Raw genomic sequence first — 25,648 nt, 5'->3', positions numbered from 1 at the left:
ATGAATATTATATTTGAATCATATATGAATATAGAAGAACTGCGTGATTATTGTTTGTCAAAACCAGGAACAACAGAAGGTCTTCCTTTTGGAGAAGATACGCTGGTTTTTAAAATAGGGGAGAAAATATTTTTGCTTATTAGCCTTACAGCCTCAAACCGTTTTAACGTCAAATGTGATCCTGAACGTGCAGTTACATTACGTGAGCAATATGAAGAAATAATACCTGGTTTTCATATGAATAAAAAGCATTGGAATACCATTTATATGGATGGCCGTTTGACTTTCAGGCAATTGCAAGAGAATATAGATCATTCTTATAAACTGGTATATCATAGCCTGCCTAAAAAGATACAAGAAGAAATAAGGGAAAGTAATACGTTATAACATCCAAAAAAGCTATTTGGGGCTTTCCTGTATTTTACTGATTATATCCAGGTGTGACTGAACAATAGCAGCAGTTTTGGCAGCGAAGGTTCTAAGAGCTGCATCTTTACCATCTTTAGCTTCTTTTTGCATCACCTTTAGCAGACTTTTATGTTTATCAACCATAGTTTTTATATAAACCCGGTCAAAATCTCCATCAGCTATTTCATTAAGTTCATGAGATTTTTTCTGATTTTCATGATCAAGAATCAGAGGAAGTGATATGTTTTTCTTTAATGCTATTGAAGCTAATTCCTGATTTGACTTATTATAATCTTTAACCATCATTCTGGCAAAATCCTTTAGCTTTACATTATTTGTACTGTGCAGTGCTATTTTGCCCAGCTCAACTTCCGACATTCCTTCAACTGCAACCTTTGTCGCAAATTCAGCATCAGATAAATTTACTTCAAGTGTACCGGTAGCCATCACATTTGGCGTTCTCTCTTTAACCTGGTTAACACTATCTGCTGCATCCTTAGCATCTTTATCACCGCTACAACTTTGAAATGAAAGTATAGTTATAGTAGTTGCAAGAAAATAAATGATTTGTTTCATTAGATTTTATATTTCCTCTATACAACACAATTATTCCCGTATGGTTTAAGGAATTTATTTAATTATTTCTGTCCATAAATTTTTTCATATATGCAGAGAAATATATAGATTGGAATTCAAAATTCTGTTAAACAAAAATCCCTGAACTCGGTTATATTCAGTTAAAAGCATTAAATTCTCTTATATACATGAGCGAAATCCATTTTTTAAATAAAGATCAGTTAATAGCAGTTTTAAGTCAGACCAAAATTGCGACTGCTATTCATATCGGTGAAGATGCAGTGATCCAAATGGCTAATCAGGCAATGCTGGATATTTGGGATAAAGATCAATTGGTAATAGGAAAGACCTTAGAAGAAGCACTTCCGGAACTTAAAGGGCAGCCCTTTGCAAAGATGTTCAAACGGGTCTGGAAGGAGGGTATTACACTTTCGGGCAGAGAAACTGCTGCTGAACTTAAAGTCGGGGGGCAGATCAGAACCTTTTATTTCGATTTTGAATACAGGGCTATAAAAGATGAATCCGGTCAGACCATTTGTATACTTCATACGGCAACAGATGTGACTGACAGGGTTGCTAACCGCAGTATCCTGCAGCAGGTTTATGACAGGGAAGAGGCCCTTGCACGTGAACAGGCACTCAACGAAGAGCTTGCCGCATCTAATGAAGAGTTGAATGCAGTTAATGAAGAACTTTCTCAAAGTCAGGAAGAATTAGTTAGTTTAAATGAAGATCTGGAGCGAAGAGTCGAAGCCAGGGTAAAGGACCTTTCGGATAGTGAAGCACGTTACCGTAGAATTTCTGACGAGCTGGCTGCTATTAATGAAGAAATGACTGCTTCCAACGAAGAATTAGCTTTAGCCCATGAACATTTAAAACAAACTTTTGATGTGCTTGAAGATAAAGAAATCGCATTGAGACTAGCCATCGAGGCTGCTAATTTCGGCACCTGGCATATCCATTCTGAAAGCAGGGCATTTGTTACCTCCGCCCGTTTGCGGGAGTTATTTGGTTTTCATCCAGATCAGGAGATTACTATAGAAGATGCATTGGGACAGGTTATTGAGGAATATCGCGGATATGTAGCTGAAAAATTAGAGAATGCCATTAGCTTTAATGGAGATTATGATATTTCATATCCTGTGATAGGCTATCATGACAAAGAAACCCGTTGGCTTAGGGCCGTAGGTAATTTAAAAGCAGATAAATCTGGTGAGTTTTCCTCATTTACGGGGGTCGTAATGGATATTTCCATACTCAAAAAAGACGAGCAACGTAAAAACGATTTTATTGCCATGGTAAGCCATGAACTTAAAACACCATTAACTTCCCTAAACGGTCATGTTCAGATTCTTCAGCGTAAGGTCATTGGTTTTCAGGATAGTTTTGTAAATAACTCATTGGAACTGGCTGCAAAACAGGTAAAAAAAATGACAAGTATGATCAATGGTTTTTTAAATGTTTCCAGGCTGGAATCAGGAAAAATTGTATTGAACCTAAGCCATTTCTCTTTAACTGATTTGATTGGTGTTGTCATAGAAGAAAGCAGAATGATGGATACAAGCCATGTCATTCATTTTGAGAGCTGTGGGAAGACGCCTGTTTATGCAGATTATGATAAGATCGGCAATGTGATTGTTAACTTAATAGGGAATGCGGTTAAGTACGCACCTATGGCCAAAAATATAGAAGTAAACTGCAGTATTATTAATCAAATGGTTCAGGTTAGTGTAAAGGATCATGGAATAGGGATTAGCACCAAAGATATTGATAAGCTTTTCGACAGGTATTACCGGGTAGAAAGCGAGAGCCATGTTTCCGGTTTTGGAATAGGTTTGTATTTAAGTGCCGAAATTATAGATCGTCACAATGGCAGGATCTGGGTAGAAAGTGAATTAGGGAACGGGGCTATCTTCTATTTTAATTTGCCACTATACAAAGATAACGACATCTGAATTGTCATTTAGATAATTGTAATGTACCTTTATTAAATTAAAAGAAAATTATATGAATACTGAAAGAGCCATTCTTGCTGGCGGTTGTTTTTGGGGAGTAGAAGAACTGATCAGACACTATCCAGGTGTTATTTCCACAGTTGTTGGATATACAGGCGGAGATGTTTCCAACGCAACTTACCAGAATCACGGCACACATGCCGAAGCTATAGAAATCGTATTTAATCCGGAACAATTATCATATCGTGGTCTCCTTGAGTATTTTTTCAAGATTCATGATCCTACAACAAAAAACAGACAAGGTAATGACAGAGGTACTTCTTATCGTTCTGCCATCTTTTTTATGGATGAAACGCAAAGAGAAACTGCCGGGACTTTAATTGCAGAAATGGAAGCTTCCGGTGTATGGCCGGGGCAGATTGTAACCGAAGTTGTACCTGTAACTGAATTTTGGGATGCAGAAGAAGAACATCAAAATTATTTACAAAAGAACCCATACGGATATACCTGTCACTTTGAAAGACCTGACTGGAAATTAGCCTAACTTAAACCGGCCCTGCAGATGCAGGGCCTTTTTTCTTTTTTATCTTTTCTGACCGGATAAATATCAGGGCCATTAATGAGGCTAGAAAACCAAGACCAGCAGAAACTTTCATAATTTTTCCATAAGCATCAATAAATCCGGAATGATAGGCTGCTGCTACTTCTTTTTCCTGAACCGGGCTTAATCCCGCCGGGACCCTGGCATTCCCAAGATTTGCTGCCTGAGCAATTACAACTTGTTTTTGCTGTGGATTCAGTGAGATTTCGCTGATCCCATTTTGTAACGCTGTTGAAAACAGGAGTACGGCCATTGAACCAAAAACTGCATTTGCAAATACCCCTGCAATCCTTGATACAGCATTATTAATGCCTGATGCTGTACCTGTGAAATGATCACTTACCGAACCCATTACTGCTGCGGTAAGCGGGGCAACGGTAAGGGACATGCCAAAACCAAAAACAAGAATTCCAGGTAAAAAGGTAGTCCAGTAATCCGAAGGCCCTTTAGTTTGCCGGATATAAGATAATAGGAGTAAACCGGTGCCAGCTAAAAAAGGCCCGGCAATCAAAAATAGCCTTGGCCCGTATCGATCGGCAAGGCTACCTGCAAAACGTGCATTAACAACCATAAAAATGGTAAATGGAAGAAAGGTGAGACCTGATTCCAGTTGTGTATAACCCTGTACCTGCACCATATTCAGGGAGAGAAATAACATACCTGCGCCAAGTCCTGCATAAAGGAAAAAAGTAAGCAGATTTGTTCCGCTGAAAATGATATTGCTGAATAAATTCAGCGGCATCATTGGCTGGCTGCTTTTGCGTTCTATCAGGATAAAAGTTAACAGCAATAAAACCCCGGCAGTAATCGGACCATAGCCCTGGATATGATTGAACCCAACTGCTGGCAAACGCAGAAATCCGAAGGTAAGTAAGGCAAGCCCAAGCGCTATAGACAATGCACCTGGAAAATCCAGCTTTTTATTGTTATCCTCATCTTTAATTTCTCTCACTTTTGCAGCTAAAAAGAAGAGCGCAATTACACCAATGGGAACATTAATAAAAAAAATATAGCGCCACAAACCGGCGTCTGCAAGGGCACCGCCAAGAGCAGGCCCACCCATCGTAACCAGGGTTGTAGCTGCAGACCAGGTTCCAATGGCTTTTCCCCGCTCTTTTTCATCAATAGAAGAAGAAATCAAAGATAAACTTCCGGGTATCATCAATGCGCCACCAATACCTTGTATCACCCTGAAAATAATCAGGAAAGCAGCATTCGGTGAAAATCCACAAGCTGCAGAACCCAGTATAAAGATAAAGATCCCAATCATGAAAATCTTTTTGCGGCCTAATCTGTCACCCAAAGTGCCACCAATCAGAATGAGAGATGCCAGCATCAGTAAATAAGCGTTCAATATCCAGAAAAGGTCGGGGCCGGAAGCTTTTAAATGCTGCTGTAAAGAAGGCAGGATCACATTGAGTGCAGTAGCATCAATAAAGGCCATCGCAGAAGCCATTATCGTACAAGCCATAACCCATTTGCCCTGAATACTTCGGAGTGCTACTGTTGCCATAAGTTTAATCTGGTTACAAGCGGTTCAATTTGTCCTGTCTAAATAAAATTAGCTAAAATCATTTTGATTCATGCTATGAAAAATCAAATGATCTTTGCAAGATTTCCAAGTTGTTTTAGTTTAAACTTTATTTCTTCCGACCAGGGGAGGCCAATACAGATTCTGATACAATTTTTAAATTGATCCTGAAGTGTGAATATACGTCCGGGTGCAATACTGATCTGTTGTTTAATTGCCAGCTCATAGAGTTTCTTCGTATCCATTTCCTTCCCGAATTCAATCCAGATAGCAAGTCCGCCCTGGGGTCTGCTGATTTTTGTTCCCTTTGGAAAATATTCGGTAATGGCATGGACATAATTCTGATAATTATCCTGTAACGTCCGTCGAAGCTGACGCAGGTGATTCTCATATTTACCCGTACTCAGGAAATTGGCAACTGATTCCTGAATGATCGTTGCAGAAGAGATCGAATGGATCAGTTTTAATTTGAGCAGTTTTTCTTTGTATTTTCCCGGAGCAACCCAACCAACACGATAACCCGGGGCCAGTGTTTTGGAAACTGAACTGCACCATAAAACATTTCCTTCTGTATCGAATGATTTACAGCATTTTGGGCGTTGTGTACCGAAATACAAATCGCCATATATATCATCCTCAATCAGCGGGATGTTATGCTTTGATAAAAGAGCAACAATTTCTTTTTTATGTGTATCAGGCATACAGCTGCCCAGGGGAGTATTGAAGTTGGGTACCAGCAGGCAAAGGTTAATCTTTGGAATGGCTTTCTTTAAAGCTTCTATTTCTAAACCCGTATCCGGGTGCGTGGGGAGTTCAAGTACTTTAAATCCAAGACTTATTGCCAGTTGCAGCGTACCCTGATAACAAGGGCTTTCCATAGCAATCGTGTCTCCAGGTTTTCCCAGTGCCATTAAACATAGCGCGACTGCATTAATTGCACCATTGGTAGTGATCAGATCATTCTCATTCAAATTCCCTCCCCAGCTTAAAGAGCGGATGGCAATCATTCTTCTTAGTTTGACATTACCTTGCAGTGGCTCATAAGCTGTGCCGCCTTCTTTAAGCACTCTTGTTGCCTGGAGGAGTTCTTTTTTAAGTTTCGCCAAAGGCAGCAACTCTCCGGATGGCGCGCAAATAGAAAAAAGTGTGAGTGTCTCATTTCCCATATCAGCATAGACCTTACTGATTAATTCATCCGGTTCATTATCGCTTGCAAGAGCTGACGGACGGCTTATTTCGGGGATTGGAAGTTTCCTGTAAGCCGAGCGGCCAACAAAATAACCAGACTGGGGTTTTGCATCAATCAGCGATTGGGCTTCCAGTTCCAGAAATACTCTTTTTGCTGTATTCATACTAATACTATATTCCTTACACAGCATTCTTACCGAAGGTAACTTGTCCCCAGGTTTCAGAACCCCACTTCTAATCTGGCTGGCAATCCCGATTGCGATCTCATTATACAGAAAATCCTTACTCATATTACAAATATAACTGTGTCCATTTAAATACGGAAAACTGAGACTGTGTTTGCTGCTTTTTCCCTTTTATTTTTGTACAAGAAATAATTAATCTGATGAGTAGTAAAACAATAGTTAATAAATTAACAGAGAATAGTCGTAGTGGCTGGATAAACGGATTCATCGGTGTACTGATATTCAGCGGTTCACTACCTGCAACAAGATTGGCTGTCATTGAGTTTCCAGCAGTTTTTGTAACAGGTACAAGGGCAAGCATTGCAGGTCTGCTTGCGTTGTGCCTGCTATTGGTTTTTAAAGAAAAGCGCCCCACAAAACAAGATCTTTCTTCGTTAATCATCGTGTCTGCGGGTGTTGTAGTTGGGTTTCCTTTGCTATCGGCTCTGGCTTTGCAGTATATAACTTCAGCGCATTCTATTGTATTCCTTGGTATGCTGCCACTTACAACAGCTATCTTTGGTGTAATGCGCGGGGGAGAACGGCCTAATGGTGCATTTTGGTTTTTCTCAGTCATTGGAAGCCTGCTTGTCATAGGTTTTGCAATCTCACAAGGTCTTTCTGCATCACCAATTGGTGATATCCTGATGCTGGCAGCCACTATTTTGTGTGGACTTGGTTATGCCGAAGGTGCAAAGCTTTCTAAAACGCTGGGAGGATGGCAAGTGATTTCATGGGCATTAGTTTTGTCATTGCCATTTATGGCAATCATTATGTTTTTCAAGCTTCCTGCTTCATTCACAGCAATCAGCATACCGGCCTGGATTGGTTTAGGCTATGTTTCGATATTCAGCATGCTGATTGGTTTTATATTCTGGTATCGGGGCTTAGCTCAGGGAGGTATTGCAGCGGTTGGACAGTTACAATTATTACAGCCATTTTTCGGGTTAATTCTGGCTGCTACTTTTCTTCATGAGCAGGTGAGTACCGGGATGGCAGGAATCACAGCTGGCGTAATTCTTTGTGTTGCCGGTTCAAGAAAATTTGGCAGGTAGCAGCAAAATTCTAAATATGTTTTTTGAATAAGTAAATATTTTTTTTTAAATTTAATACTATCGCTCAAAATTTCTTTCTTTTAGTCAGATGCAGAATTTTTTTACTCTCAAATTAAAACTGTTGTTATGGCTATCCCCACAGATAATTATAATCAATCTATCATTTGGAAAGGGAAAGATACCTTAGAAGTCTTTACCCTTGAACATAATAGTTATGGTATTGTTGCCGGAGGCATGGTTATGTGCAGAGCTGGCAATATCCGGTATAAAACTATCCTTGAACAGGACTGGACGATTACTAAACTAGATATTCACTTAGCTGATTATCCACATAAACATTTACAGATTAACTATGCAGGGGATGGGAAATGGGTTAATGAATATGGAATTGAGATGCCCGAACTGGATGGTTGTGAAGGCGTTGATCTATCAATTACTCCCTTTACAAAATCCCTTCCGCTAAAAACAATGGTAATTGGAAAAGATTATAAATTTAAAGTTGTAAGTATAAAGTTTCCGGAACTCAGTTTCCATGCAATTGAGCAGGTTTATCAAAACCTGGGTTCTGGAATTTTCTCTTATAAAAATTCAGGAAACACAAATCCTACTCAACTAAAAGTTGGTAAATCGGGGCTCATCAAAGATATTGATGGCCATTTCCAGGAGATTTATCAGTGTCACTATACTTAGAGTTATAAATAACTAACCTTATGCTCAGGAGTAGGGCTTAATCGATACTATTTAACTATCCAAAAAAGAAATTCAAGATTATCTAAACAATCGTCAGCGCAATCCTGTTACAAATTAATGAGAGGAAACCGGGTCCGGGCCATATTGTGGCTGATTTTTATCATGCTTGTATGGGGAAGTTCCTATTCGGTTACAAAGTCTGTAGTAGATATATTGCCACCAGGCTGTTTTTCATTTATTCGCTTTACGATTGCTTTACTTTGCCTTTTTCCAGTTTATCTGGCCAGCAATAAACGTTCAGCAGCAGCTCAGAAATTTAAACCTGGTGACTGGTGGTGGTTACTCTTAATGGGGATAACAGGGATTTCATTTTATTATGTCTTCTTCAATTATTCACTGCTATATACCTCTGCTTCAAGCGGTGCGCTCATTCAGGGTTTTATTCCAATCTGTATTGCATTAGCAGGTGTTTTCTTCCTTAAAGAACGGTTAGCGGTTTTGCAGGTAGCCGGAATTCTTTTATCCTTTACCGGCGTAATTCTGGTTGGTTTTATTGCCACAAATGATCCTGCCGAAAAAAGTAGTCTGACAGGTAATCTGTTCATGCTGATCTCCGTATTCTCCTGGGCAACCTATACTTTAGTTTCCCGTAAACTCAGTCATCTGCAGCCGCTCGTCATTACTTTCTGGAGCGGTTGTATAGGGACAATTTTATTATTACCATTAGCTATCTATGAGTTTATCAATCTTAACGGGCCAATACACATCGATATTCAGGGATGGCTCGCTTTAGTTTATCTGGGGGCCATATCATCTGCACTTTGTTTCCTTTTATACAATAAGGCAATTGAGCAGTTACCGGCAGCAATGGTTGGGAACTTTCTAAATCTGGATATTCTAACAGGTGTTTTGATCGCTGTATTGTTTTTACAGGAGCGGATCAGCCTCATGCAGATTATTGGCGGGCTACTTATTCTTTCTGGACTTTTATTAAGTTCACGTAAAATGAAATCATCACATTGAGCTTAGAATTTTAGTATTTTAATATAAACTATTTACTAATTTGTACGTGATAAATTTAACAGACATAAATTTTAACGAATGAATTTTCAAGAACAGCTTAATTCCATTTTTGTTGAAGAGCATGATATCCCTGAAGCATTCAGATTAGAGAATGAGCTGCATCAGCGCGAGTATTTAAGTAATGGGGTGATGCACCCCTGGGCTGGAGAAGTCCACACGGTAGTTTCCCCGGTATGTATTAAAACTTCCGGTGGTTTGCATCGTAAAGTAATTGGTACCTATCCCTTATGCAATGAGAAAGAAGCCATGGAAGCCCTTGACGCAGCTGTTGCTGCTTATGACAATGGCCGTGGAGAATGGCCTACCATGAGCGTAGCTGACAGGATTACACATGTAGAGAAATTTACGGGCAGAATTATTGAGAAAAAAGCAGCAGTTGTTAAACTGCTGATGTGGGAAATAGGTAAATCCTATGCAGATTCTGTCAAAGAATTTGATAGAACGGTAGAATACATCCATGCTACAATTGATGCCCTTAAAGATCTCGACCGCCAGTCCTCAAGATTCACGATAGAGCAGGGGATAGTTGCACAGGTAAGACGCTCTCCACTTGGAGTAGTACTTTGTATGGGCCCATTTAATTACCCTTTAAATGAGACTTTTACTACTTTAATTCCTGCCCTGATTATGGGGAACACCTTATTGTTTAAACCACCTAAACATGGTACCCTTTTACATTACCCTTTACTGGAAGCTTTCAGGGACTCTTTTCCAAAAGGAGTAGTCAATACCATTTATGGAAGAGGAAATGTGATCATTCCAGGGCTCATGAAATCGGGAAAGATCAATGTCTTAACCTTAATTGGTTCCAGCAAGGTCGCTAATGAATTAAAGAAACTGCACCCCAAGGTTAACAGGCTACGTGCAATTTTAGGGTTAGATGCAAAAAATGCTGCCATCATTACTGCTAAAGCAGATCTGGCTTTAGCCGTTCAGGAAACAGTATTAGGTTCTTTATCCTTTAATGGACAGCGTTGTACAGCCCTTAAAATTATTTTTATTCACCGTTCCCTTGCCGATGAATTTCTAAAACTTCTATCAGCAGCAGTTGCCAAATTGAAATTCGGCATGCCCTGGGTAGATGGTGTTTCGTTAACCCCTTTACCAGAAGCACATAAGCCAGCTTATCTTAAAGAATGTATTGATGATGCGATAGCTCATGGTGCTGCGGTAATCAATGAACATGGCGGTGCCACTAATGAATCTTTTGTATATCCTGCAATTGTTTACCCTGTAAACAAAGACATGAAACTCTATACAGAAGAACAATTCGGGCCTGTTATTCCTGTAGTGCCTTTTGATGATCTGGAAGAAACCATAGAATATCTGATCGAATCAACACATGGCCAGCAAGTCAGTATTTTTAGCGAGGACCATGTCGAAGTAGCTGCACTAATTGACCCGCTCATCAATCAGGTTAGCCGCGTAAATATTAATTGTCAGTGTCAGCGTGGCCCTGATGCATTTCCTTTTACCGGCCGGAAAGACAGTGCCGAAGGCACCTTGTCAGTTGTAGATGCACTCAGGTCCTTTTCCATCCGTTCTCTTGTTGCAACGAAACTAAATGATAGCAATAAGTTATTAATCAACGAAATCGTTGATAGCAACAGCTCTAATTTCTTAAGTACTAAATATCTGTTTTAAGACAATTTAACCTGAATATTAATAAAAAGGGTAATCTGGAAATAGACTCCGGATTACCTTTTTTTGATTCAGTTCCCCTGAATCGTCCAATACTTCCCACGGATGGCAACCCATAGTTTTATATTTTATAGGGGACATTTGTAGCATTAGAAAAATAGCTATGAATATAAATGAAGACCAACCAGAAGTTGCAATTATAGGAGCAGGACTGGGAGGCTTATGCCTTGCGCAGGGATTAAAAAAAAGAGGTATTCCTTTTCATATATTCGAAAAAGATATTTCCGCTGCCAGCAGAAGCCAGGGATACCGTATCAGGATTGATCAGACAGGTCAGGATGCCTTAAAAAAATGTCTTCCGGAAAAACTCTTTACGTTATTTAAAAACACTTGTGTCCCTTCCATACAGATCAATACCTTAACACCCCAATTAAAACCACTTAAAAAATGGATTGAAAGCTGGAAAGATGAAAAAGCAGCGTTGCCAGACCTTAAAGCAAACCGGACTACGATGCGGGAAATCTTATTGCAGGGGCTGACAGAGAACATCCACTTTAATAAAGAATTTGAGAGTTATCAAAAACACGAAAATGGTAAAGTGACTCTAAATTTTGCTGATGGAACAAATTACAGCGCTAAAGTTGTAGTTGCAGCAGACGGGATCAATTCGAAGCTTACCAGACAGAGATTTCCAGACAACCATCTGCTGGATACAGGCAGTGTTTGTTTATATGGAAAGACCTATTTTACCGATGCAGTAAAAAAACAAACGCCCGGTTTACTGCAAACAGGCACAACTGTTATTTTTGACGAAGAGCTGGCTGTGATTTCGGATGCCATGCTTTTCAATCAGGGAGCTTTTCAGGAAACAGAAAGTTCTTTAAACCTATCACCCGTACAGGATTATATCTACTGGGCATTTATAGGGAACCGCAGCCGTTTCGGACTAAGGAATCATCATCATCTCAGATTTTCAACAACTGAATTTATGCCAGTCATAAAAAGTGTCACCACAAAATGGAATAAGGATTTAAAAGCACTCTTTGAACACTCAGCTACAGAAACATTAACTATAGTACCTGTTAGGACTTCCTTTCCAAAAGCAGGATGGGCTACAGATCAGATTACAGCCTTAGGGGATGCAATACATGCCATGAGTCCGGCGGGAGGTTTAGGGGCAAACACAGCGCTTTATGATGCTGCTGTTTTAACGGAACAGCTTGCCGGTGCTGTCAACCAACAAACAGATATTATCCGGGCTATAGCAGCTTATGAATATCAAATGTGTAAACATAGTTTTGAAGCCGTAAATATCTCCGGACAGGGGAGTACGAAACTTTATTCTTCTTCCGTAAACCAGCCAGCAGAATAAATAGCTGGAGTTAAGGATAAATCAGCGGGCTTTTTAGGGGAGAGCGTGATGTTTCTTTTTAAAGAGTGCGATAATGGCACCCGGATATATAGTAACTCCATAACTATAATAAGTGCCCCTGAAATTTTCACGGAAACCAATAGAGGAAACAGTGTTTCGATAGCCGATCTGTGTAAAAACCCCGGCCCAGGGAGTTGCATGGTATTCCGCATAAAAGCCTGCCTGAACTGGTATAAATGGAGTGTTGGCTTTTCCCTGACTGAAATTATCCTGTGAACGGAAATAGGAGGCAGATTCTTTTCCGATTCCCAGTTCCAGCGGAAAAGAAAGAACCCATTTTTTAGTATGAACCAACGGGTACCAATAGCCCAGACTTAGAAAAAAGACATCAGTTTTAGTATATGCACTCAGATCGAATATAGAAGAATGCTGATTACTTCCGGTTCCTGCCGATGCAAGGCCGTAATTTAACCAGTAATAACCCAATGTGATTTTATGATGTTTTTTGCCAAATTCCAGTCCCGTCCATGCCCCGTAGATTTTCACATGTGTCTTGTTAATAATGGTGCTGCGGGAATCCAGACTAAATACCACATGGGCATTGGATTCCTTTTTATCTGCGGGCAATGGTTCTGTTGGGGGCTGTATAGTGGACTGGTTTTTGTCCACAGGTTCTTGTCCTGATGCGGGGTTTATCAAAAAGAGCAGCAGGCTTATAACCAGTTCAGTAAATAATAAAGGGGAAAATCTCAGCATTGTTTCAATCGCAGCAAAATAAGTAAATTTATTTATCAAATACAGTACACTTATCAAATAGATATCATTAACACCATCATTAAACAGCAAATAAAAATGAAAGCAGCAGTATTATATCAATTAGGCATTAACCCTGTTTACGGTGATTTTCCAGATCCGGTACCTGCAGGAGAAGATCAGATTTTGATCCATGTGAAAGCAACAGCAGTCAAAAACATTGACAAATCCAGGGCAAGTGGTGTGCATTATACAAGCTATAAGAGCTTTCCCGCAGTTGTAGGTTTTGATGGCGTTGGTCTTTTAGCAGATGGGACCAAAGTTTATGCTCAGGGCATTACCGGCATGATTGCAGAGCAGGCGATCATCCCCAAAAACAATTATATAACCTTACCCGAAAATATTGACTTAACAATGGCCGCAGCATTGCCTAATGCTGTCCTGGGTGCTGCAATGGCATTAAAAAACAGGGCAAATATCAAAACCGGGGATGTTGTTCTGATTAATGGAGCTACGGGTATTACGGGCCAGATAGCTGTTCAGATCGCTAAACATTATGGGGCATCTAAAGTTTTTGTTACCGGCAGAAATATAGAGGCTTTGCAAAAATTAAAAAGTCTTGGAGCAGAAAAGGAGATTATTTCTCTTGTGCAGGAAGATGAAGAAATTATAAAAGCCATTCAAGACATACATCATCAGCATCCAATAAATATTGTACTTGATTATCTTTGGGGCCATCCTATGGAATTGATTTTAAAATCACTGCAGGGGCATAGTGTTGATAGTTCCAATACCAGTGTAAAAATAGTTACAGTAGGGGCAATGGCAGGAGAGTCCATCAAGCTGGAATCGGGAACTTTAAGAAGTGCAGCTATTGAAATACTCGGCTCTGGCCTGGGCAGCTTATCAGAAAATGATATCCGGCATTTTAACACCAGAGTTTTACCAGAAATGTTTCAGCTTGCCGCCGATGGAAAGTTAACGATGGAAATACATGAAGAAAAAATAGAAGACATAGAAGCTGTCTGGAATAAAGACTTTAACGGAAAAAGACTTGTCATTTTAATAGACTAAACTACATATCCAATAAAATTGATTCTGTTTATGCCTGTGACATTAAAAAAAACTGTGGTTTTGTTTAATGTCACAGGCATAAAACATCAATACTTTTTCAGGTAAAAATTCAGATCCACGTGGTTGTTTTTTACAGCAAAAATAACCAGACCCGCAGTATTTTTTACATTGGTTTTTAGAATTAAACTGTTGCGGTGGCCTTCAACAGTTCTTTCACTAATGAAAAGTTTTTTTGCAATATCCTTAGTAGACAGGTCTTCACAGATACACTGTAAAACCTCTTGTTCCCTTTTGGTGAAATCTGTTGCTAAGGCAGTTCTTTTTCTGGTACCGTTTATATTGCTGAACAAAATATTAGAAATTCTGTCATTGAAATAGAAACCCTTTTCTGAGGTAATCCTGATCGTTTTTTCAACTTCTTCGGGCGAAGCATTTTTGACAAGATAACTGTTTGCACCTAATTCAATTAACCGGATGATAAAACGCTCTTCGTCATGTATAGAAAGAATAATGACCTTGATGTCAGGAAATTTTTCCTTCAGCTGTTTAATTACTTCAATCCCATCTGTACCCGGCATATTCAGATCTAAAAGTATAATATCTGTTTTTTCTGGCTGTTCGTGTAGCCGGTCCATTGCTTCTGCTCCGCTTTGCGCTTCCCAGAGTACATTAAAACCTTTGTATCTTTCTAAAAGTGAGACCATACCTTTAAGAAAAAGTAACTGATCATCGACAATACCAATATTAATCTGCATAAAAACTCTTTATTATAATATTTGATTCAAAGCCTTGTTTAAAATTAAAATCAAAGCTTCCGTTTAATAATTGCACCCTGCTTTCAATGTTACTTAACCCATATCCTTTTCTTTGATCAGCAGTACGCTCATGTTTTACAGTACCATTATCCCGGTATAGAATCTGCATTTCTTCACCCATATCACAGAAGATCAAAGTCAGCCTGTCTGCATTAGAGTGTTTAATCGTATTGCTGATCAGTTCCTGTACTATCCGGTACAGCGAAAGCTGAATCCTTAAGCTATAGTGCTTAAGGTCACATTTAACCGGCCATTCTGCTACCAGGGTATTACTTTTATTGACCCGGATACAAATTTCTTCCAGTGCATATTCCAGCCCGAATAATTTCAGTTCCGGGGGCATGATCTGATAAACCAGTTCACGTGTATTGTTTAACCCATTTTCTACCAGTAACAAAGCCTCCTTTACTTTTTCATCCTCAGATTGCTGCAGAATTAAAGAAAGCAAAGAAAAAGTATTCCCTATCTGATCATGTAAATCCCTCGCAATCCTCGTTCGCTCTATTTCAACAGACTCTATGATATTTTCCAGCACTTGCTGCTTATGTATCCTCTCTAGTTCAACCAGCTTTCTTTGCTCTTTTGTTAATTTCCGTAACCACTTGATATAAATAGTTATAAAGCCTATAGAGAGAATTAATAACGCTATTGTACCGGTGAATAAGAAGTGTATGACTTCGATTTCCAAATTGTCCATAATCCAAAAAATAACAGCAAGTAGTAAACCGTGCTAAAAAATGCATGACATGTCCACAACATCATACGCGCATCCGTAAATTCAGGTTTTCGTAAATAATTACTTAAGGTAAAAAGTAAACAAGAGCTTGTAAAGTAGATCAGTACACCCGAATTAATTAACAATAAACTATTATGATAGGGTTTTGATATGGCAGGAGTGTTATTGATCAGTTTATGAAAACAAATAATAGCGTAAATCATGCACAATAAACTTTCCAATCCCCTTGCATAGGTATTGTTAACGGTTATTGGCTGCAGAAATAAAGAATTCAGAAGCGTTAAAATTGTGAATGTAATCAGGCAGCCCCGGAAGAAAATCTTCCAGGAACTGCCTGTAATGATTGTTGCATAGAACCAGCTTAACAAAGCAAACTCTTCCAGTGTATAGATATGCAGCAAGAAAATATTATTAATTTTCAATGACCAGAGCAGTGTGGCACTAAACTCGGTAACTGAACTGATCAGAATATGAATACTCAATATTCTGAACGTAATATTACTATTGCGCAATAAAACTACTGCCATGATTGCCGGCGGAATCAGGGCAAAAGGAGCAGTGTTAAAGATCAGACTTTGCAGGCTCATAGATTAATCAGGAAGAGATTAATCTGCGTTTAATGGAGAAAGTCCATCTGCACAAGTATCCGGGCAGGGATGAGTAAAATCAAATATTCCTGATTCCTCAGTATTCTCATCTTCGCCTGGTACACTGATCATATCTTCGTTATCCTTGTTTACGCCTACTAAAACAAGTGTCTCTTTGTTTTTATCATTGATACCAATGTAAAGACGAATTTTTTCCACCCCGATTTCATGAATGATTTCCTGTAACTCGGCAATATCGATGTTAAATGCCCTGACCTTGGTTCCTGGATCTTTTGGATTTAAACTTTGGATTTCTCTCCATTTTGCGGTGTAGGCTACTGCACGTTCCAGAGGGATACGATATTTTTCTAATTTAAACATATGAGGTAAGGTTAATTTTCGTAAATATAGAAAAATATGTATTCCTAACTAGAATAAATTCAGGTAAATTTACGTGGTTATCTGATCACGTATTTCCGCGTATAAAACACTAACATTCTCTTATTAATTTGAGGGTCCTTATAACTGACCTTATGAATTTTATGTATTGGATGCTGCAAATGCCTTCCTTCGTTCTATTACTGTTAATTGTATTGATTTTCACTTCAGGGGGAGTCGTTTTTACTTATTATTTCAGAAAAAAAATACGGCTTTCTCCCAGGCGTTCCCATAACGAAGCGGTAGGTTATATTTTTGCCATAGTTAGCGGTTTTTATGGATTACTGCTTGGCTTTGTCGTGTTTTTGGTTTGGGATTCCCTGAATAGTGCACAAAGTGATGTAAGCCGTGAAGGCAGTGCGGCCATTGCGCTTTACAGAGATATCAATTTTTTTCCTGATCAGGAGAAAATTGCCCCGCTTAAAACTGCTTACCTGGCTTATGTCCGTTCAGTTACAGATCTTGAATTTCCGCGTATGGAAGCCATGAAAGCTATGGATAAACATCATAGGGACGCTTTCAATCAGGTATTTGCAATTATGGGCAAACTTAAACTTGGAGATTTATATTCCGGACAAATGTTCCGTCAGTTAAATGAACTCAGCATGTACAGAAGTCTCCGGGACCTGGACGCTTCTTCATGCATACCCACAGAAATATGGATACCTATTTTGCTGGGTGCCTTAATCATACTCATTCTTGCAGTAATGCTGGATGTAGAAAGTCTGAGGCTTCATTTAACGGTGAACGGTTTGCTGGGTGCTTTTATCGGACTGGTCATTTATATTATCATTCTTTTAGACCATCCTTTTACCGGTCAATTGAAAATTGAGCCTGAAGAATACAAGATTATTTTGATGATGGCCAAAGAAAATCATTAGATAATCTTACCATCCTTAGCCAGCTCACGTCTTATGCTTTCTATTATATCCTTGTTTAATAGTATATTATCACCTCTTTTTATCGCTCTTAGTGCCGCATAACGCACAATATTGATGATAGTCCCCCCGGTAAGTTCATATTTTCCGGCAATGTCCTTCAGATCCATTTTATCTTCCAGAATGGCTTTATCAGATAAAGCCATTTGCCATAGTTTTAAGCGTTGTTCTGCATCTGGCTGTGCAAAATAAATCATGGCCTGAAACCTTCTGCTAAATGCATCGTCAATATTGGCTTTAAGATTGGTCGCCAGGATAATAACTCCAGGAAAATCTTCAATCCTTTGCAGTAAATAAGAAACTTCCTGGTTGGCATGTCTGTCATTCGAACTATTAGTTTGTGTACGTTTACCAAACAAGGCATCAGCCTCATCAAAAAATAAAATCCAGTTCTTATTTTCGGCCTGATCAAAAACACTGGCCAGATTTTTCTCCGTTTCTCCTATAAACTTAGAGACGACCATAGAAAGATCAATTCTATAAACTTCCAGTCCGGTCGTTTTTCCAAGTAAACTTGCCGTTAGTGTTTTACCAGTACCAGGCGGACCATAAAACAATGCTCTGTATCCGGGTTTTATGGTACGTTTCATCCCCCAGTCGTTTAACAGGGTGTCACCATAAACAACCCAGTCCTGAATTTCTTCTACCTCTCTTTTTACATGGTCACTAAGCACCAGATCATCCCATTCCAGGTTTGTAGAAATGCGTTTAGCCGGAAAGCCCGGTCCAAAATCCGGCTGATGTGCAGTACCAATAGTAAAATAGCTTAGATATTCGGGAGTAATTTGAAGGCCACGGCTTAAAAATGGCTCATCCGTATGTATCGCTACCAGTTTCAGGATATTGTGTTTTCGAAACGCATGGGTTTCGTTGAATAACCGGATCACAGCAAAGCGTTCCTCCAGGTTATTGGCTGCCAGTATAAAGGCCGCTGTTTCTCCCGTTGGTAAAAAGCCATTGAAATTTTGACCTGTTATACCGCCAAATTCCGTGAACACACGATCATAACCACTATTTTTAACAAAAAAAACATCCAGTAAATGAGGGAGCAGATGCGGGGCCAGTGCCAGTAAAAGAACTATTCGCTCTTCAAAATTAAACCTGTAATAATTTACGATCTGTGCATAGACAGAATCTTCTGTTTTCAGCAGCGGGGGGCTGACTTCTGTCACCTGTTGATAGGTGCATGGGCGGCCCCAGTAAAGATCCATCCGTGTTTCTATAACTCTGGCCAGCCAATCCATTTCAGCTTTCAGGCTTAAAGCGTTCTGTTGCATCAGCGTTAAATCCATTCTACAATTATTGGTTTATCCATCCATTGAAATTTAATCATGCCAAAAGCCCAGGGTAAGGTTTGTAAAATAAGGTCATAACCTCTTTGATCTACTCTAAGCGTCCATTCTTCTGCGGTTTCTGTTAAGGCACCGTCTCTTTGTAAAAATGATACCCTAAAGCCGTCTGCCGATGAGGATGATAATTTACCCGCCCGTTCAATTGCTACCTGCAAAAGTTCAGCAGATAAACTGATCTCCTGTTCAGAAATTAAAACCTCCAGAGGTAAAGGTTCCTGGATCGGATAATTACATAAAATCTTATTCAGCACCAGTTCATGCTCCGGGTTTTCTGTTGTTTTACAGGCCAGGTATTGCAGCAAATGTACTGCTCTTGCCCTGGCTTCAAGGTTAATGAATTTTCCCTTCTCCATTAAATTAAGGCGGGTAAAATAAGTGCTTAAAAAAGGGTGTAACAGGACAAGCCCTGCATTGCCAACATATAATTTATCTCCTTTTTTTAATACACTTGTTATTTTCTTTTCTGTTTCCTGTTTTAAGGATTCATCGCGCATCTTTTGTTCGGCAGACCTTTTGGCTATATCCATTACTTTGCGTTCTTCTTCCATTTTTCTTTTTAAAAATAATTCCCGCTCCTGCAATTTTAACTGATGCTCCAATTCATTCTTCACAGGTACAATAACTTCCTTATAAGCAGGGGTGAGGCTCGTGGTAGTTTGTATCTGATCAAGTAAAATATGGAAGAAACCGGCAGAGGAAGCAATATAAAATGATCCTGCTAAATAACGAAAAGTGAAGCTGATATAACTGCTTATATTTTTGGCCTGCACTAAACCTGACAGATAAAAAAGTGCGGCCTCGTTTAACAGGACTTTGAGTTTTTGGTAGTCATGTGTACTGGTGGCAATACTCAAAATCAGCTTCCTCACCAACGCTGTCTGCTGTTTAAAAACAAGGTCGCTACCTGAACGTTTCTCTATCAGCCATTCCATAGTTTCATCTCCATAGTGCAAGGCTACATACTTAGTTAGAGATGATGATTTTAAGAGTTGCTTCAGTTGTTCTTCGGTGTTTCCGGCTCTTGCCTTTTCCAGCAGACGGTCCAGTGCAGGTTTTAACTCCGGGTTTCCCGTAACACTTCCGCTTCCTGTAATTTCCCTTACATATTGCAGTGCATCTTTCTCTATAAAATCATCCAGTAACAGGCTTAGCTGTTTATGATCACCACCTTTATGATCAGGTAAAAATAGCTGATGTACCTTCATACGGGCATTAACCGAATGCTTATCACTTTTGAGTATGCGCATTAATGCTTCCCGGTTCTCCAGGTATAAAAGCAGTAATAACTCTGTCAGCAGGTTATCCTGTTCTTTATGGTTTAATACCGGTGAGTCTTCTGGTAAGCGGTTCCAGGATAAATAGTACTCCAGCAAATAGATAGCTTTCTGCTGTTTTTGTTTAAGATCCGGAGCACTGTCCGGTCCATGTTGCTTTAACAGGAAGCTATCCAGTGTCTCATAAGGATTAGCCGTTACCCATGGTTGTAAAACAGGGATTCGACCTGCCTGTTTTACAGAATTGAAAAGGCCAAGAGTCAGTTCTATCTGGTAAAGTATACTATCCCTGTGATCCTTAGTATCATCAGTGCCCGCAATAATAGGGGCGTTCTTCAGCTTAGACCAGGAATAAAAAGATCTCATTTTTTGAAATTCGGTAACCTCTTTCTGAGCACCCCTGATTACACCGCTAAATAGCCTGGCAATTGATCCAGGTTCCAGTTTGCTGTATTGCGAGAGGTTTTTGAAAACATTCAGGTAGAAACAATTTTCATTAAACGTCTTATAGTTCATCTCCACATAGCTTAACCAGACAGCTTCCATGATGATTTGTTTGAATGCTGATTGCGTAATTTGAGAAAAAGCAGCTATACCTTCAATGAGTTCAATCATAAGCTCAGTTGCAACTGTCACGAAATTCCAATCTGGCAAATAACTAAAAATCTGATAAGTCAGCTCATCGGTGAACTGCCATAAAAAGCGTTTTCTTGACGCAGGTTGTTTTCCGGCCTGCTCCAGTACAATCAATGTTTCACTAACAGATAAGGCAAAAAGCATGCTTAATAATTTTTCTGGCGAATGCTGGCTATATGCTTTACCCCACCAGGGGACTGTGCCATATTGCATAAAGTAATGAAGGATGTTTGCTATTTTAATAGGTTGATTATTAGTGTTTATTGATTTTGAACCCTCAGTCTGTACCGCTCCGGCAGGTATAATTCTCTCATCCTTAAATCCCGTAAACGGAAATTCTAATAAACTTTGAAAGCGCTGTACATGATCAGTTAAACCTGGCGTATCAGCTTCTGGCAACAGGAAATTCAGGATTACCGGGATTGCTGTATTACAGTATCCGGAAAGAAATGGTAAGCTAAACTCAATGAAATCTGAATTTCCGGACTGCCTGTTTTCAGTATTGAAAATATACCGGGCAATTATCTTTTGCAGGATGAAGCCGAATGTGTCTCCGTTAACAGTTTTCAGCAAACCCTTAGTATGGACAAGGATTAGCAGATGTAAATATTCTTCCATAAAACCAGTCTGACCGGGCCATAAAAACCTGATCAGACCTGTTAATTCACTGATTGGTAAAAGCTCAGTGATTCTTTTGACCACAGCATCGGTAGGTGTTAAAGCAAAGATTATTTTTCTAAGTGCTACCGGCACTTTGACGATTGCTTCTTTAAAATATAGACTCAGTTCTTTTTGATTGCTATTAAAAAAGGCCGACCAGACAGGCAACGAACCTTCATTCAGATAATATTGCAATAACTCCAGCAGTTCATCTAAGTTCATAACTGCATCAGTTGTCTGTGCAGTAGTATTCAGTTCAGCAGGCGCGTGACCTTCAAGCTGGAGCTCCTTAATAATTTCAAACAAAGTATGCTCAGTAGTTGCCGCATAACCGGATACAGGCAGCGCGTCATGTAAAATATCCAGTAAGGCAAAATAAGAAACATTGAAATGGCCTGCCATTTGATTCAAAATGCTTTTGATAAACATTTTTTGGCTGAATAAACTCCCGGGCTCTGCTAACAAATAAGTTAAAATGAAAAAGGAAACTGCATGTTCAAAATCTTCTGTATCGGCCTTTACAAATTGCTTCTGATACTGAGTTCTTTCAATATTCTTTTTGTACGAAAGAATAACAGGGGCCTCAACTGGTATAATCGTATTCACTATTTTTTCTATATCCTGTACTGAGGTTTGAAAAGCAAGTCTTTTTCTCACTTCCGTCTGCCGGCCCAAACGCAACAGTAAATTGCGCAGGTTCTCCCGGTCATTCGCATAAAGCTGATGAAGCGTAACCTTCCAGGTTAACCCATGCTGTACTGCAGCTTGCCAGGGTAAAGTACCATTGAGCAGATAAAACTCCAGTATAAACTGATATCCTTTTTCAGCAGGCAGATTTTCAAAATCCTGGCTGTTCCAGTGTAAAACGTCTTTTGAAGACAGCAGAGGAGCAAAAAGTTCTTCCAAAGCTTTTTCCAGTCTTTCCGGCAATTCATTTTCCAATCTTTCATAAGAGATACTGCCCAGATCAACAACGAGGCTGTCTTTTCTGATCAATGCATTTTCGGGAATATTCGCGGAGAAAAAATTCCCCAGGGTTTGCTGAACCTGCTGATGATATAACCGGCTTAATCTATTTTGAAGTTCATAAGCCATTTCTTTAGAAAAGAAATCAACATCAAACCTGAGTTGCCGGATTGTGTAATACTGACTGCTCATGAATTGTCCTCCGCAGTCTTTTTAAGCTCAGAGGCCATGAGAAACCTGCTGAGTTCTGTAGCTGCCCGATGTGTAGTTTCAGCAGCCGGATTTGCCCTTAAATGATCCCGCCAGTCAAAATATAATTTATCAAATATCGTCATTTGTGAAAGTGATAACCAGCAGAACGAGACTTTAATATGCGCAGGACATTCTTCCAGAAAAAGCTGTCTGGCCAATTTCTCAAAACTATCGTCCTGGAATCTGGCAGGCCATGAAGGAAAAACAACAGTCATTCTGAAATTATAAAAGTCCTCTGCTATTTTCTGCCCATCCGTTTGTCTGACTATATAGTTAAAAGAAGGGAAAAATTTATTATTGTGTAAATCAAACTGTTTCAGGTTATACATCAGATATTCTAAAGCCTGCCGATCAGGATGCAGTTCATCATCCTGCTGATCGCTCCCTGCAGATAAAGGCTTTTTAAAAACACAGAATTCTTTCAATTTTTCTACTGTAGCTGCATAACCAGTTTTATCGTCGTAGGCTTGAGCCAGGGCTAATAAACCTGTAATGACTGCTTCTCTTTTGGAGAAAGAATACCAGTCAGGCTGTTCAATCAATATATTCCCGGATTCTCCGGAGAAAGTAAACCCATATTGTTGCGCGTCGAAGGCTGGTTTTAACAACAGGTGCTCCACCATATAAAAACCTTCGCTTTCCATATTGAGTTCTTTAAAGAAACTGACATTTTTCTTTAATGCAGTCAAGGCCTCATAATCATTCTGATGTTTACTGACCATAGTCCACTTATCCTCTTGCTCATCTTCGTGTTTAGCCATTTGTTTAAATACGATAACCGTGGTTTCACTATTTACAGACGGATAGGGGACAATTCTATAATTATCAAGTACCATTGCCGATTTAAAAAGTTTTTCAGATTGCCTCCTGAAGGTTAAACCAGCGGTTAGTGCAGTATGGTCTGCCGGGTCTATATTCAGTTCATCCGGATTTGACAGGATACGGAGTTCTTCATCCCTGCATCTTAAAATAGTTTCCTTTTCTGGCTCATGCTCATCTTTTGCTGAAGCCCTTAATGATAACTGGTCTTTATATTTGGCTACAATTCTGCCCATAATACTACCGGTCTCCTGATACCGGATGTGAAGTAACAGGGACATTTTTTTTCCAAAACCACTTTTGAAACCTCCGTTTGCCCCGGACAGCATATAATTATCTGCTTTGACTCTATCGGTAGTGAAAACAGACAAATTATTAAGTATGGCTGATTTCCATTGGATTTCCAGGTCATTGCGGTTCACATGGTTCTCCTGATCGTAATAAAGCTCATACAGAAATACAGGATGTTTGTGAACTGCGATGTTGAAACGGGATAACATATGTTCTAATGCTCTTTTTTTTCTATCCTTATATTGCTCATCTGTTTCTATAAACTGCCCGGCTTTGCGGATAAATTCATTATCCGGGTCATTTTTGAAATTTTCCCATGCTGCAGTATTTAAAGGGTCATTTTTATCGGTGAATGCTTTCAGTATATATTTTGCATCCGGAACATGATAGAGTGGCTGAAAAAAATAAGAAGAAGCTGAAGAATTATCCGTAGAAAAAATATCGCTAAGATGTGATAACTGTGCCAGCGAATTTGCGATCAGCTGTTCAAACAACATCAGATAAGCCTTTAGCTGACGGCTTTTAGCTATAGCGTCGGGTGTTGCAGAAAGCGTTCCTTCTTCTCCAATACCATAAATTGCAGGAAATAAAGTTTGGATAGAGACATAATCCTTCAGTCTTTTATATTCTCCCTGGAGAACAGGAATTTGTTTTTTTGGTACTGCGGCACTGATGAGCTGTCTTTTTATCTTTTGCTCATTCTTCAGGACATCTATTCTGCGGATATATAAATTATAAGTATCATGATAAAGTGTAACATCAGGATGAAGATCATTCATCTTCATCACAGGATAATGACCACTATCAAATTGCATCATACCGCTATGATAGTTTTTTCCATCAGCAGATAGTTCTAATTTTTTAATGCTGATGACCCCTGTGATTCCTGATATGGCTTTGACCAGGTCAAAAGGGTCAATACTGGTCACTCTTTTATGGAGTTCATGATCCGGAAGAATACCTTTATCCAGTAAAGGACCGCTATAAATAGCTTCAACCGGATATCCCTTTGCCAATAGTTCTGCTTCGGTATAATAAGTAACTGACGGACTAATCGTTCTTTCCAATGCATCATATACGGCTACCAGGACCTGGCTTGGAGAGACATTTTTTTCGATAACAATTTCTGTCCTCAGGTAAATATCCAATGGTTGAAGTACCTGGAAACCCTCATAATTATCTCCAATATTCCTATTGGCCATCAGCATGGCTTTCACCTTTTGAGATAACTGATCAAAATGCTCATTACCAGCGGCTTCTGGTGCTGTTGTAAACCTGTCGGTAAAGTGGGCAACAGGTTTAATAATCACATTATAAACCCCTTTACCATAACTGGAAGAAAACTGTGATTTAACAGGCTCTATCCATACATTATCAACCTCATCTATACTATCTATCAGCAGCTTTCTATAATCATTGACAGTAACCGCACCAGAAGAAAGTACCTCTTCTTTTGGGAAAAAGAAATTTTGCTCCCGGTTAATCTGTCCTTTTTCATTCGCCAGGATATCAGTAATAGGAAATGTAGTTCTATAACCTACATCAGTTAATGCATAACAGACATATTCTAAAATGGTGACACCAGGATCATGTAAATTAAAATCAGACCAGTTTTTACCGGCATATTTCTGAATCAGTCCGATACCTTCTTTTCTTAAAAAATCAAAATCCAGCGCATGCTCCAGCACCGCATCTTTTTCAATCACACTATTTTTATCAGGCTGGATTTCCAT

The 25,648-nt window shown here is 39.3% G+C and carries 21 protein-coding genes; 10 read left to right on the top strand and 11 right to left on the bottom strand.

Annotation, left to right across the window (positions count from 1 at the left end; genetic code table 11):
• The gene (locus HDE68_RS13760; protein WP_317617701.1) at positions 1-387 is read left to right on the top strand and encodes an MmcQ/YjbR family DNA-binding protein; all 387 of its coding nucleotides are present in this window, start codon (positions 1-3) and stop codon (positions 385-387) included.
• A 12-nt stretch (positions 388-399) separates the two neighbouring features.
• Here HDE68_RS13760 and HDE68_RS13755 read toward each other — a convergent pair whose 3' ends face one another.
• Positions 400-984, bottom strand: a complete 585-nt coding sequence (locus HDE68_RS13755; RefSeq protein ID WP_183882797.1) for a DUF4142 domain-containing protein — start codon at positions 982-984, stop codon at positions 400-402.
• A 188-nt stretch (positions 985-1,172) separates the two neighbouring features.
• Here HDE68_RS13755 and HDE68_RS13750 point away from each other — a divergent pair, with 188 nt between their 5' ends.
• A complete protein-coding gene (locus tag HDE68_RS13750; protein ID WP_183882796.1) occupies positions 1,173-2,939 on the top strand; it encodes an ATP-binding protein in 1,767 nt (588 codons plus the stop codon).
• A 52-nt stretch (positions 2,940-2,991) separates the two neighbouring features.
• Positions 2,992-3,483: a peptide-methionine (S)-S-oxide reductase MsrA gene (gene msrA / locus HDE68_RS13745; RefSeq protein ID WP_183882795.1), complete on the top strand. Its 492-nt coding sequence runs from the start codon at positions 2,992-2,994 to the stop codon at positions 3,481-3,483.
• A 1-nt stretch (position 3,484) separates the two neighbouring features.
• On the opposite strand, the gene HDE68_RS13740 is transcribed toward msrA, so the two are convergent.
• The gene (locus HDE68_RS13740) at positions 3,485-5,053 is read right to left on the bottom strand and encodes an MFS transporter (protein WP_183882794.1); all 1,569 of its coding nucleotides are present in this window, start codon (positions 5,051-5,053) and stop codon (positions 3,485-3,487) included.
• Between the two features lie 83 nt (positions 5,054-5,136).
• Positions 5,137-6,549: a PLP-dependent aminotransferase family protein gene (locus tag HDE68_RS13735; RefSeq protein ID WP_183882793.1), complete on the bottom strand. Its 1,413-nt coding sequence runs from the start codon at positions 6,547-6,549 to the stop codon at positions 5,137-5,139.
• 95 nt (positions 6,550-6,644) lie between these two features.
• Between HDE68_RS13735 and HDE68_RS13730 the strand changes: the two genes are divergently transcribed.
• From HDE68_RS13730 to HDE68_RS13710, 5 genes are all read left to right on the top strand, one after another.
• Positions 6,645-7,538 (top strand): DMT family transporter, encoded by an 894-nt coding sequence (locus HDE68_RS13730; RefSeq protein ID WP_183882792.1) that lies wholly within the window; start codon positions 6,645-6,647, stop codon positions 7,536-7,538.
• Positions 7,539-7,664: 126 nt separating this feature from the next.
• Complete coding sequence (locus HDE68_RS13725; RefSeq protein WP_183882791.1) at positions 7,665-8,228, top strand: putative glycolipid-binding domain-containing protein; 564 nt, start codon at positions 7,665-7,667, stop codon at positions 8,226-8,228.
• 117 nt (positions 8,229-8,345) lie between these two features.
• Positions 8,346-9,251 carry a DMT family transporter gene (locus HDE68_RS13720; protein WP_183882790.1) on the top strand — a complete coding sequence of 302 codons (906 nt, stop codon included), beginning with the start codon at positions 8,346-8,348 and terminating at the stop codon, positions 9,249-9,251.
• A 78-nt stretch (positions 9,252-9,329) separates the two neighbouring features.
• Entirely contained in the window at positions 9,330-10,955 is a 1,626-nt protein-coding gene (locus HDE68_RS13715) for an NADP-dependent glyceraldehyde-3-phosphate dehydrogenase (protein WP_183882789.1), read from the top strand.
• A 160-nt stretch (positions 10,956-11,115) separates the two neighbouring features.
• Positions 11,116-12,324 (top strand): FAD-dependent oxidoreductase, encoded by a 1,209-nt coding sequence (locus tag HDE68_RS13710; RefSeq protein WP_183882788.1) that lies wholly within the window; start codon positions 11,116-11,118, stop codon positions 12,322-12,324.
• A 33-nt stretch (positions 12,325-12,357) separates the two neighbouring features.
• Here HDE68_RS13710 and HDE68_RS13705 read toward each other — a convergent pair whose 3' ends face one another.
• The gene (locus HDE68_RS13705; protein WP_183882787.1) at positions 12,358-13,080 is read right to left on the bottom strand and encodes a hypothetical protein; all 723 of its coding nucleotides are present in this window, start codon (positions 13,078-13,080) and stop codon (positions 12,358-12,360) included.
• Positions 13,081-13,176: 96 nt separating this feature from the next.
• Between HDE68_RS13705 and HDE68_RS13700 the strand changes: the two genes are divergently transcribed.
• Positions 13,177-14,151, top strand: coding sequence for a zinc-binding alcohol dehydrogenase family protein (locus tag HDE68_RS13700; RefSeq protein WP_183882786.1), 975 nt, complete (start codon positions 13,177-13,179; stop codon positions 14,149-14,151).
• A gap of 86 nt (positions 14,152-14,237) precedes the next feature.
• Here the strand turns inward: HDE68_RS13700 and HDE68_RS13695 are convergent, their stop codons facing one another.
• The 4 genes from HDE68_RS13695 to HDE68_RS13680 are packed head-to-tail and all read right to left on the bottom strand — an operon-like array spanning position 14,238 to position 16,670.
• Positions 14,238-14,906 carry a response regulator transcription factor gene (locus HDE68_RS13695; RefSeq protein WP_183882785.1) on the bottom strand — a complete coding sequence of 223 codons (669 nt, stop codon included), beginning with the start codon at positions 14,904-14,906 and terminating at the stop codon, positions 14,238-14,240.
• Entirely contained in the window at positions 14,896-15,663 is a 768-nt protein-coding gene (locus HDE68_RS13690; RefSeq protein ID WP_183882784.1) for a sensor histidine kinase, read from the bottom strand. Before HDE68_RS13690 ends, HDE68_RS13695 begins: the two co-directional genes overlap by 11 nt.
• On the bottom strand, positions 15,612-16,289 hold the full coding sequence (locus HDE68_RS13685) for a hypothetical protein (protein ID WP_183882783.1): 678 nt from the start codon (positions 16,287-16,289) through the stop codon (positions 15,612-15,614). Before HDE68_RS13685 ends, HDE68_RS13690 begins: the two co-directional genes overlap by 52 nt.
• An 18-nt stretch (positions 16,290-16,307) precedes the next feature.
• On the bottom strand, positions 16,308-16,670 hold the full coding sequence (locus HDE68_RS13680) for a hypothetical protein (protein WP_183882782.1): 363 nt from the start codon (positions 16,668-16,670) through the stop codon (positions 16,308-16,310).
• Positions 16,671-16,822: 152 nt separating this feature from the next.
• Here HDE68_RS13680 and HDE68_RS13675 point away from each other — a divergent pair, with 152 nt between their 5' ends.
• Positions 16,823-17,608 (top strand): DUF4239 domain-containing protein, encoded by a 786-nt coding sequence (locus tag HDE68_RS13675; RefSeq protein WP_183882781.1) that lies wholly within the window; start codon positions 16,823-16,825, stop codon positions 17,606-17,608.
• Here HDE68_RS13675 and HDE68_RS13670 read toward each other — a convergent pair.
• Genes HDE68_RS13670 through HDE68_RS13660 form a run of 3 tightly spaced genes read right to left on the bottom strand, consistent with a single transcriptional unit; the run spans position 17,605 to position 25,648 of the window.
• The gene (locus HDE68_RS13670; RefSeq protein WP_183882780.1) at positions 17,605-18,957 is read right to left on the bottom strand and encodes an ATP-binding protein; all 1,353 of its coding nucleotides are present in this window, start codon (positions 18,955-18,957) and stop codon (positions 17,605-17,607) included. The genes HDE68_RS13675 and HDE68_RS13670 overlap by 4 nt on opposite strands.
• The gene (locus HDE68_RS13665; RefSeq protein WP_183882779.1) at positions 18,948-22,745 is read right to left on the bottom strand and encodes a contractile injection system tape measure protein; all 3,798 of its coding nucleotides are present in this window, start codon (positions 22,743-22,745) and stop codon (positions 18,948-18,950) included. Before HDE68_RS13665 ends, HDE68_RS13670 begins: the two co-directional genes overlap by 10 nt.
• Positions 22,742-25,648, bottom strand: a complete 2,907-nt coding sequence (locus HDE68_RS13660; RefSeq protein WP_183882778.1) for a hypothetical protein — start codon at positions 25,646-25,648, stop codon at positions 22,742-22,744. Before HDE68_RS13660 ends, HDE68_RS13665 begins: the two co-directional genes overlap by 4 nt.

Source organism: Pedobacter cryoconitis, from assembly GCF_014200605.1.
Classification (GTDB): Bacteria; Bacteroidota; Bacteroidia; order Sphingobacteriales; family Sphingobacteriaceae; genus Pedobacter; species Pedobacter cryoconitis_B.
Note: the sequence above shows the minus strand (reverse complement) of the source record. Positions and strands in the feature narration are given on the sequence as shown.

Bases quoted from the DNA above. Each gene is read 5' to 3' on its own strand.
- HDE68_RS13760 (WP_317617701.1), top strand. From the start codon at position 1: ATGAATATTATATTTGAATCATATATGAATATAGAAGAACTGCGTGAT.
- HDE68_RS13755 (WP_183882797.1), bottom strand. From the start codon at position 984: ATGAAACAAATCATTTATTTTCTTGCAACTACTATAACTATACTTTCA.
- HDE68_RS13750 (WP_183882796.1), top strand. From the start codon at position 1,173: ATGAGCGAAATCCATTTTTTAAATAAAGATCAGTTAATAGCAGTTTTA.
- msrA (WP_183882795.1), top strand. From the start codon at position 2,992: ATGAATACTGAAAGAGCCATTCTTGCTGGCGGTTGTTTTTGGGGAGTA.
- HDE68_RS13740 (WP_183882794.1), bottom strand. From the start codon at position 5,053: ATGGCAACAGTAGCACTCCGAAGTATTCAGGGCAAATGGGTTATGGCT.
- HDE68_RS13735 (WP_183882793.1), bottom strand. From the start codon at position 6,549: ATGAGTAAGGATTTTCTGTATAATGAGATCGCAATCGGGATTGCCAGC.
- HDE68_RS13730 (WP_183882792.1), top strand. From the start codon at position 6,645: ATGAGTAGTAAAACAATAGTTAATAAATTAACAGAGAATAGTCGTAGT.
- HDE68_RS13725 (WP_183882791.1), top strand. From the start codon at position 7,665: ATGGCTATCCCCACAGATAATTATAATCAATCTATCATTTGGAAAGGG.
- HDE68_RS13720 (WP_183882790.1), top strand. From the start codon at position 8,346: ATGAGAGGAAACCGGGTCCGGGCCATATTGTGGCTGATTTTTATCATG.
- HDE68_RS13715 (WP_183882789.1), top strand. From the start codon at position 9,330: ATGAATTTTCAAGAACAGCTTAATTCCATTTTTGTTGAAGAGCATGAT.
- HDE68_RS13710 (WP_183882788.1), top strand. From the start codon at position 11,116: ATGAATATAAATGAAGACCAACCAGAAGTTGCAATTATAGGAGCAGGA.
- HDE68_RS13705 (WP_183882787.1), bottom strand. From the start codon at position 13,080: ATGCTGAGATTTTCCCCTTTATTATTTACTGAACTGGTTATAAGCCTG.
- HDE68_RS13700 (WP_183882786.1), top strand. From the start codon at position 13,177: ATGAAAGCAGCAGTATTATATCAATTAGGCATTAACCCTGTTTACGGT.
- HDE68_RS13695 (WP_183882785.1), bottom strand. From the start codon at position 14,906: ATGCAGATTAATATTGGTATTGTCGATGATCAGTTACTTTTTCTTAAA.
- HDE68_RS13690 (WP_183882784.1), bottom strand. From the start codon at position 15,663: ATGGACAATTTGGAAATCGAAGTCATACACTTCTTATTCACCGGTACA.
- HDE68_RS13685 (WP_183882783.1), bottom strand. From the start codon at position 16,289: ATGAGCCTGCAAAGTCTGATCTTTAACACTGCTCCTTTTGCCCTGATT.
- HDE68_RS13680 (WP_183882782.1), bottom strand. From the start codon at position 16,670: ATGTTTAAATTAGAAAAATATCGTATCCCTCTGGAACGTGCAGTAGCC.
- HDE68_RS13675 (WP_183882781.1), top strand. From the start codon at position 16,823: ATGAATTTTATGTATTGGATGCTGCAAATGCCTTCCTTCGTTCTATTA.
- HDE68_RS13670 (WP_183882780.1), bottom strand. From the start codon at position 18,957: ATGGATTTAACGCTGATGCAACAGAACGCTTTAAGCCTGAAAGCTGAA.
- HDE68_RS13665 (WP_183882779.1), bottom strand. From the start codon at position 22,745: ATGAGCAGTCAGTATTACACAATCCGGCAACTCAGGTTTGATGTTGAT.
- HDE68_RS13660 (WP_183882778.1), bottom strand. From the start codon at position 25,648: ATGGAAATCCAGCCTGATAAAAATAGTGTGATTGAAAAAGATGCGGTG.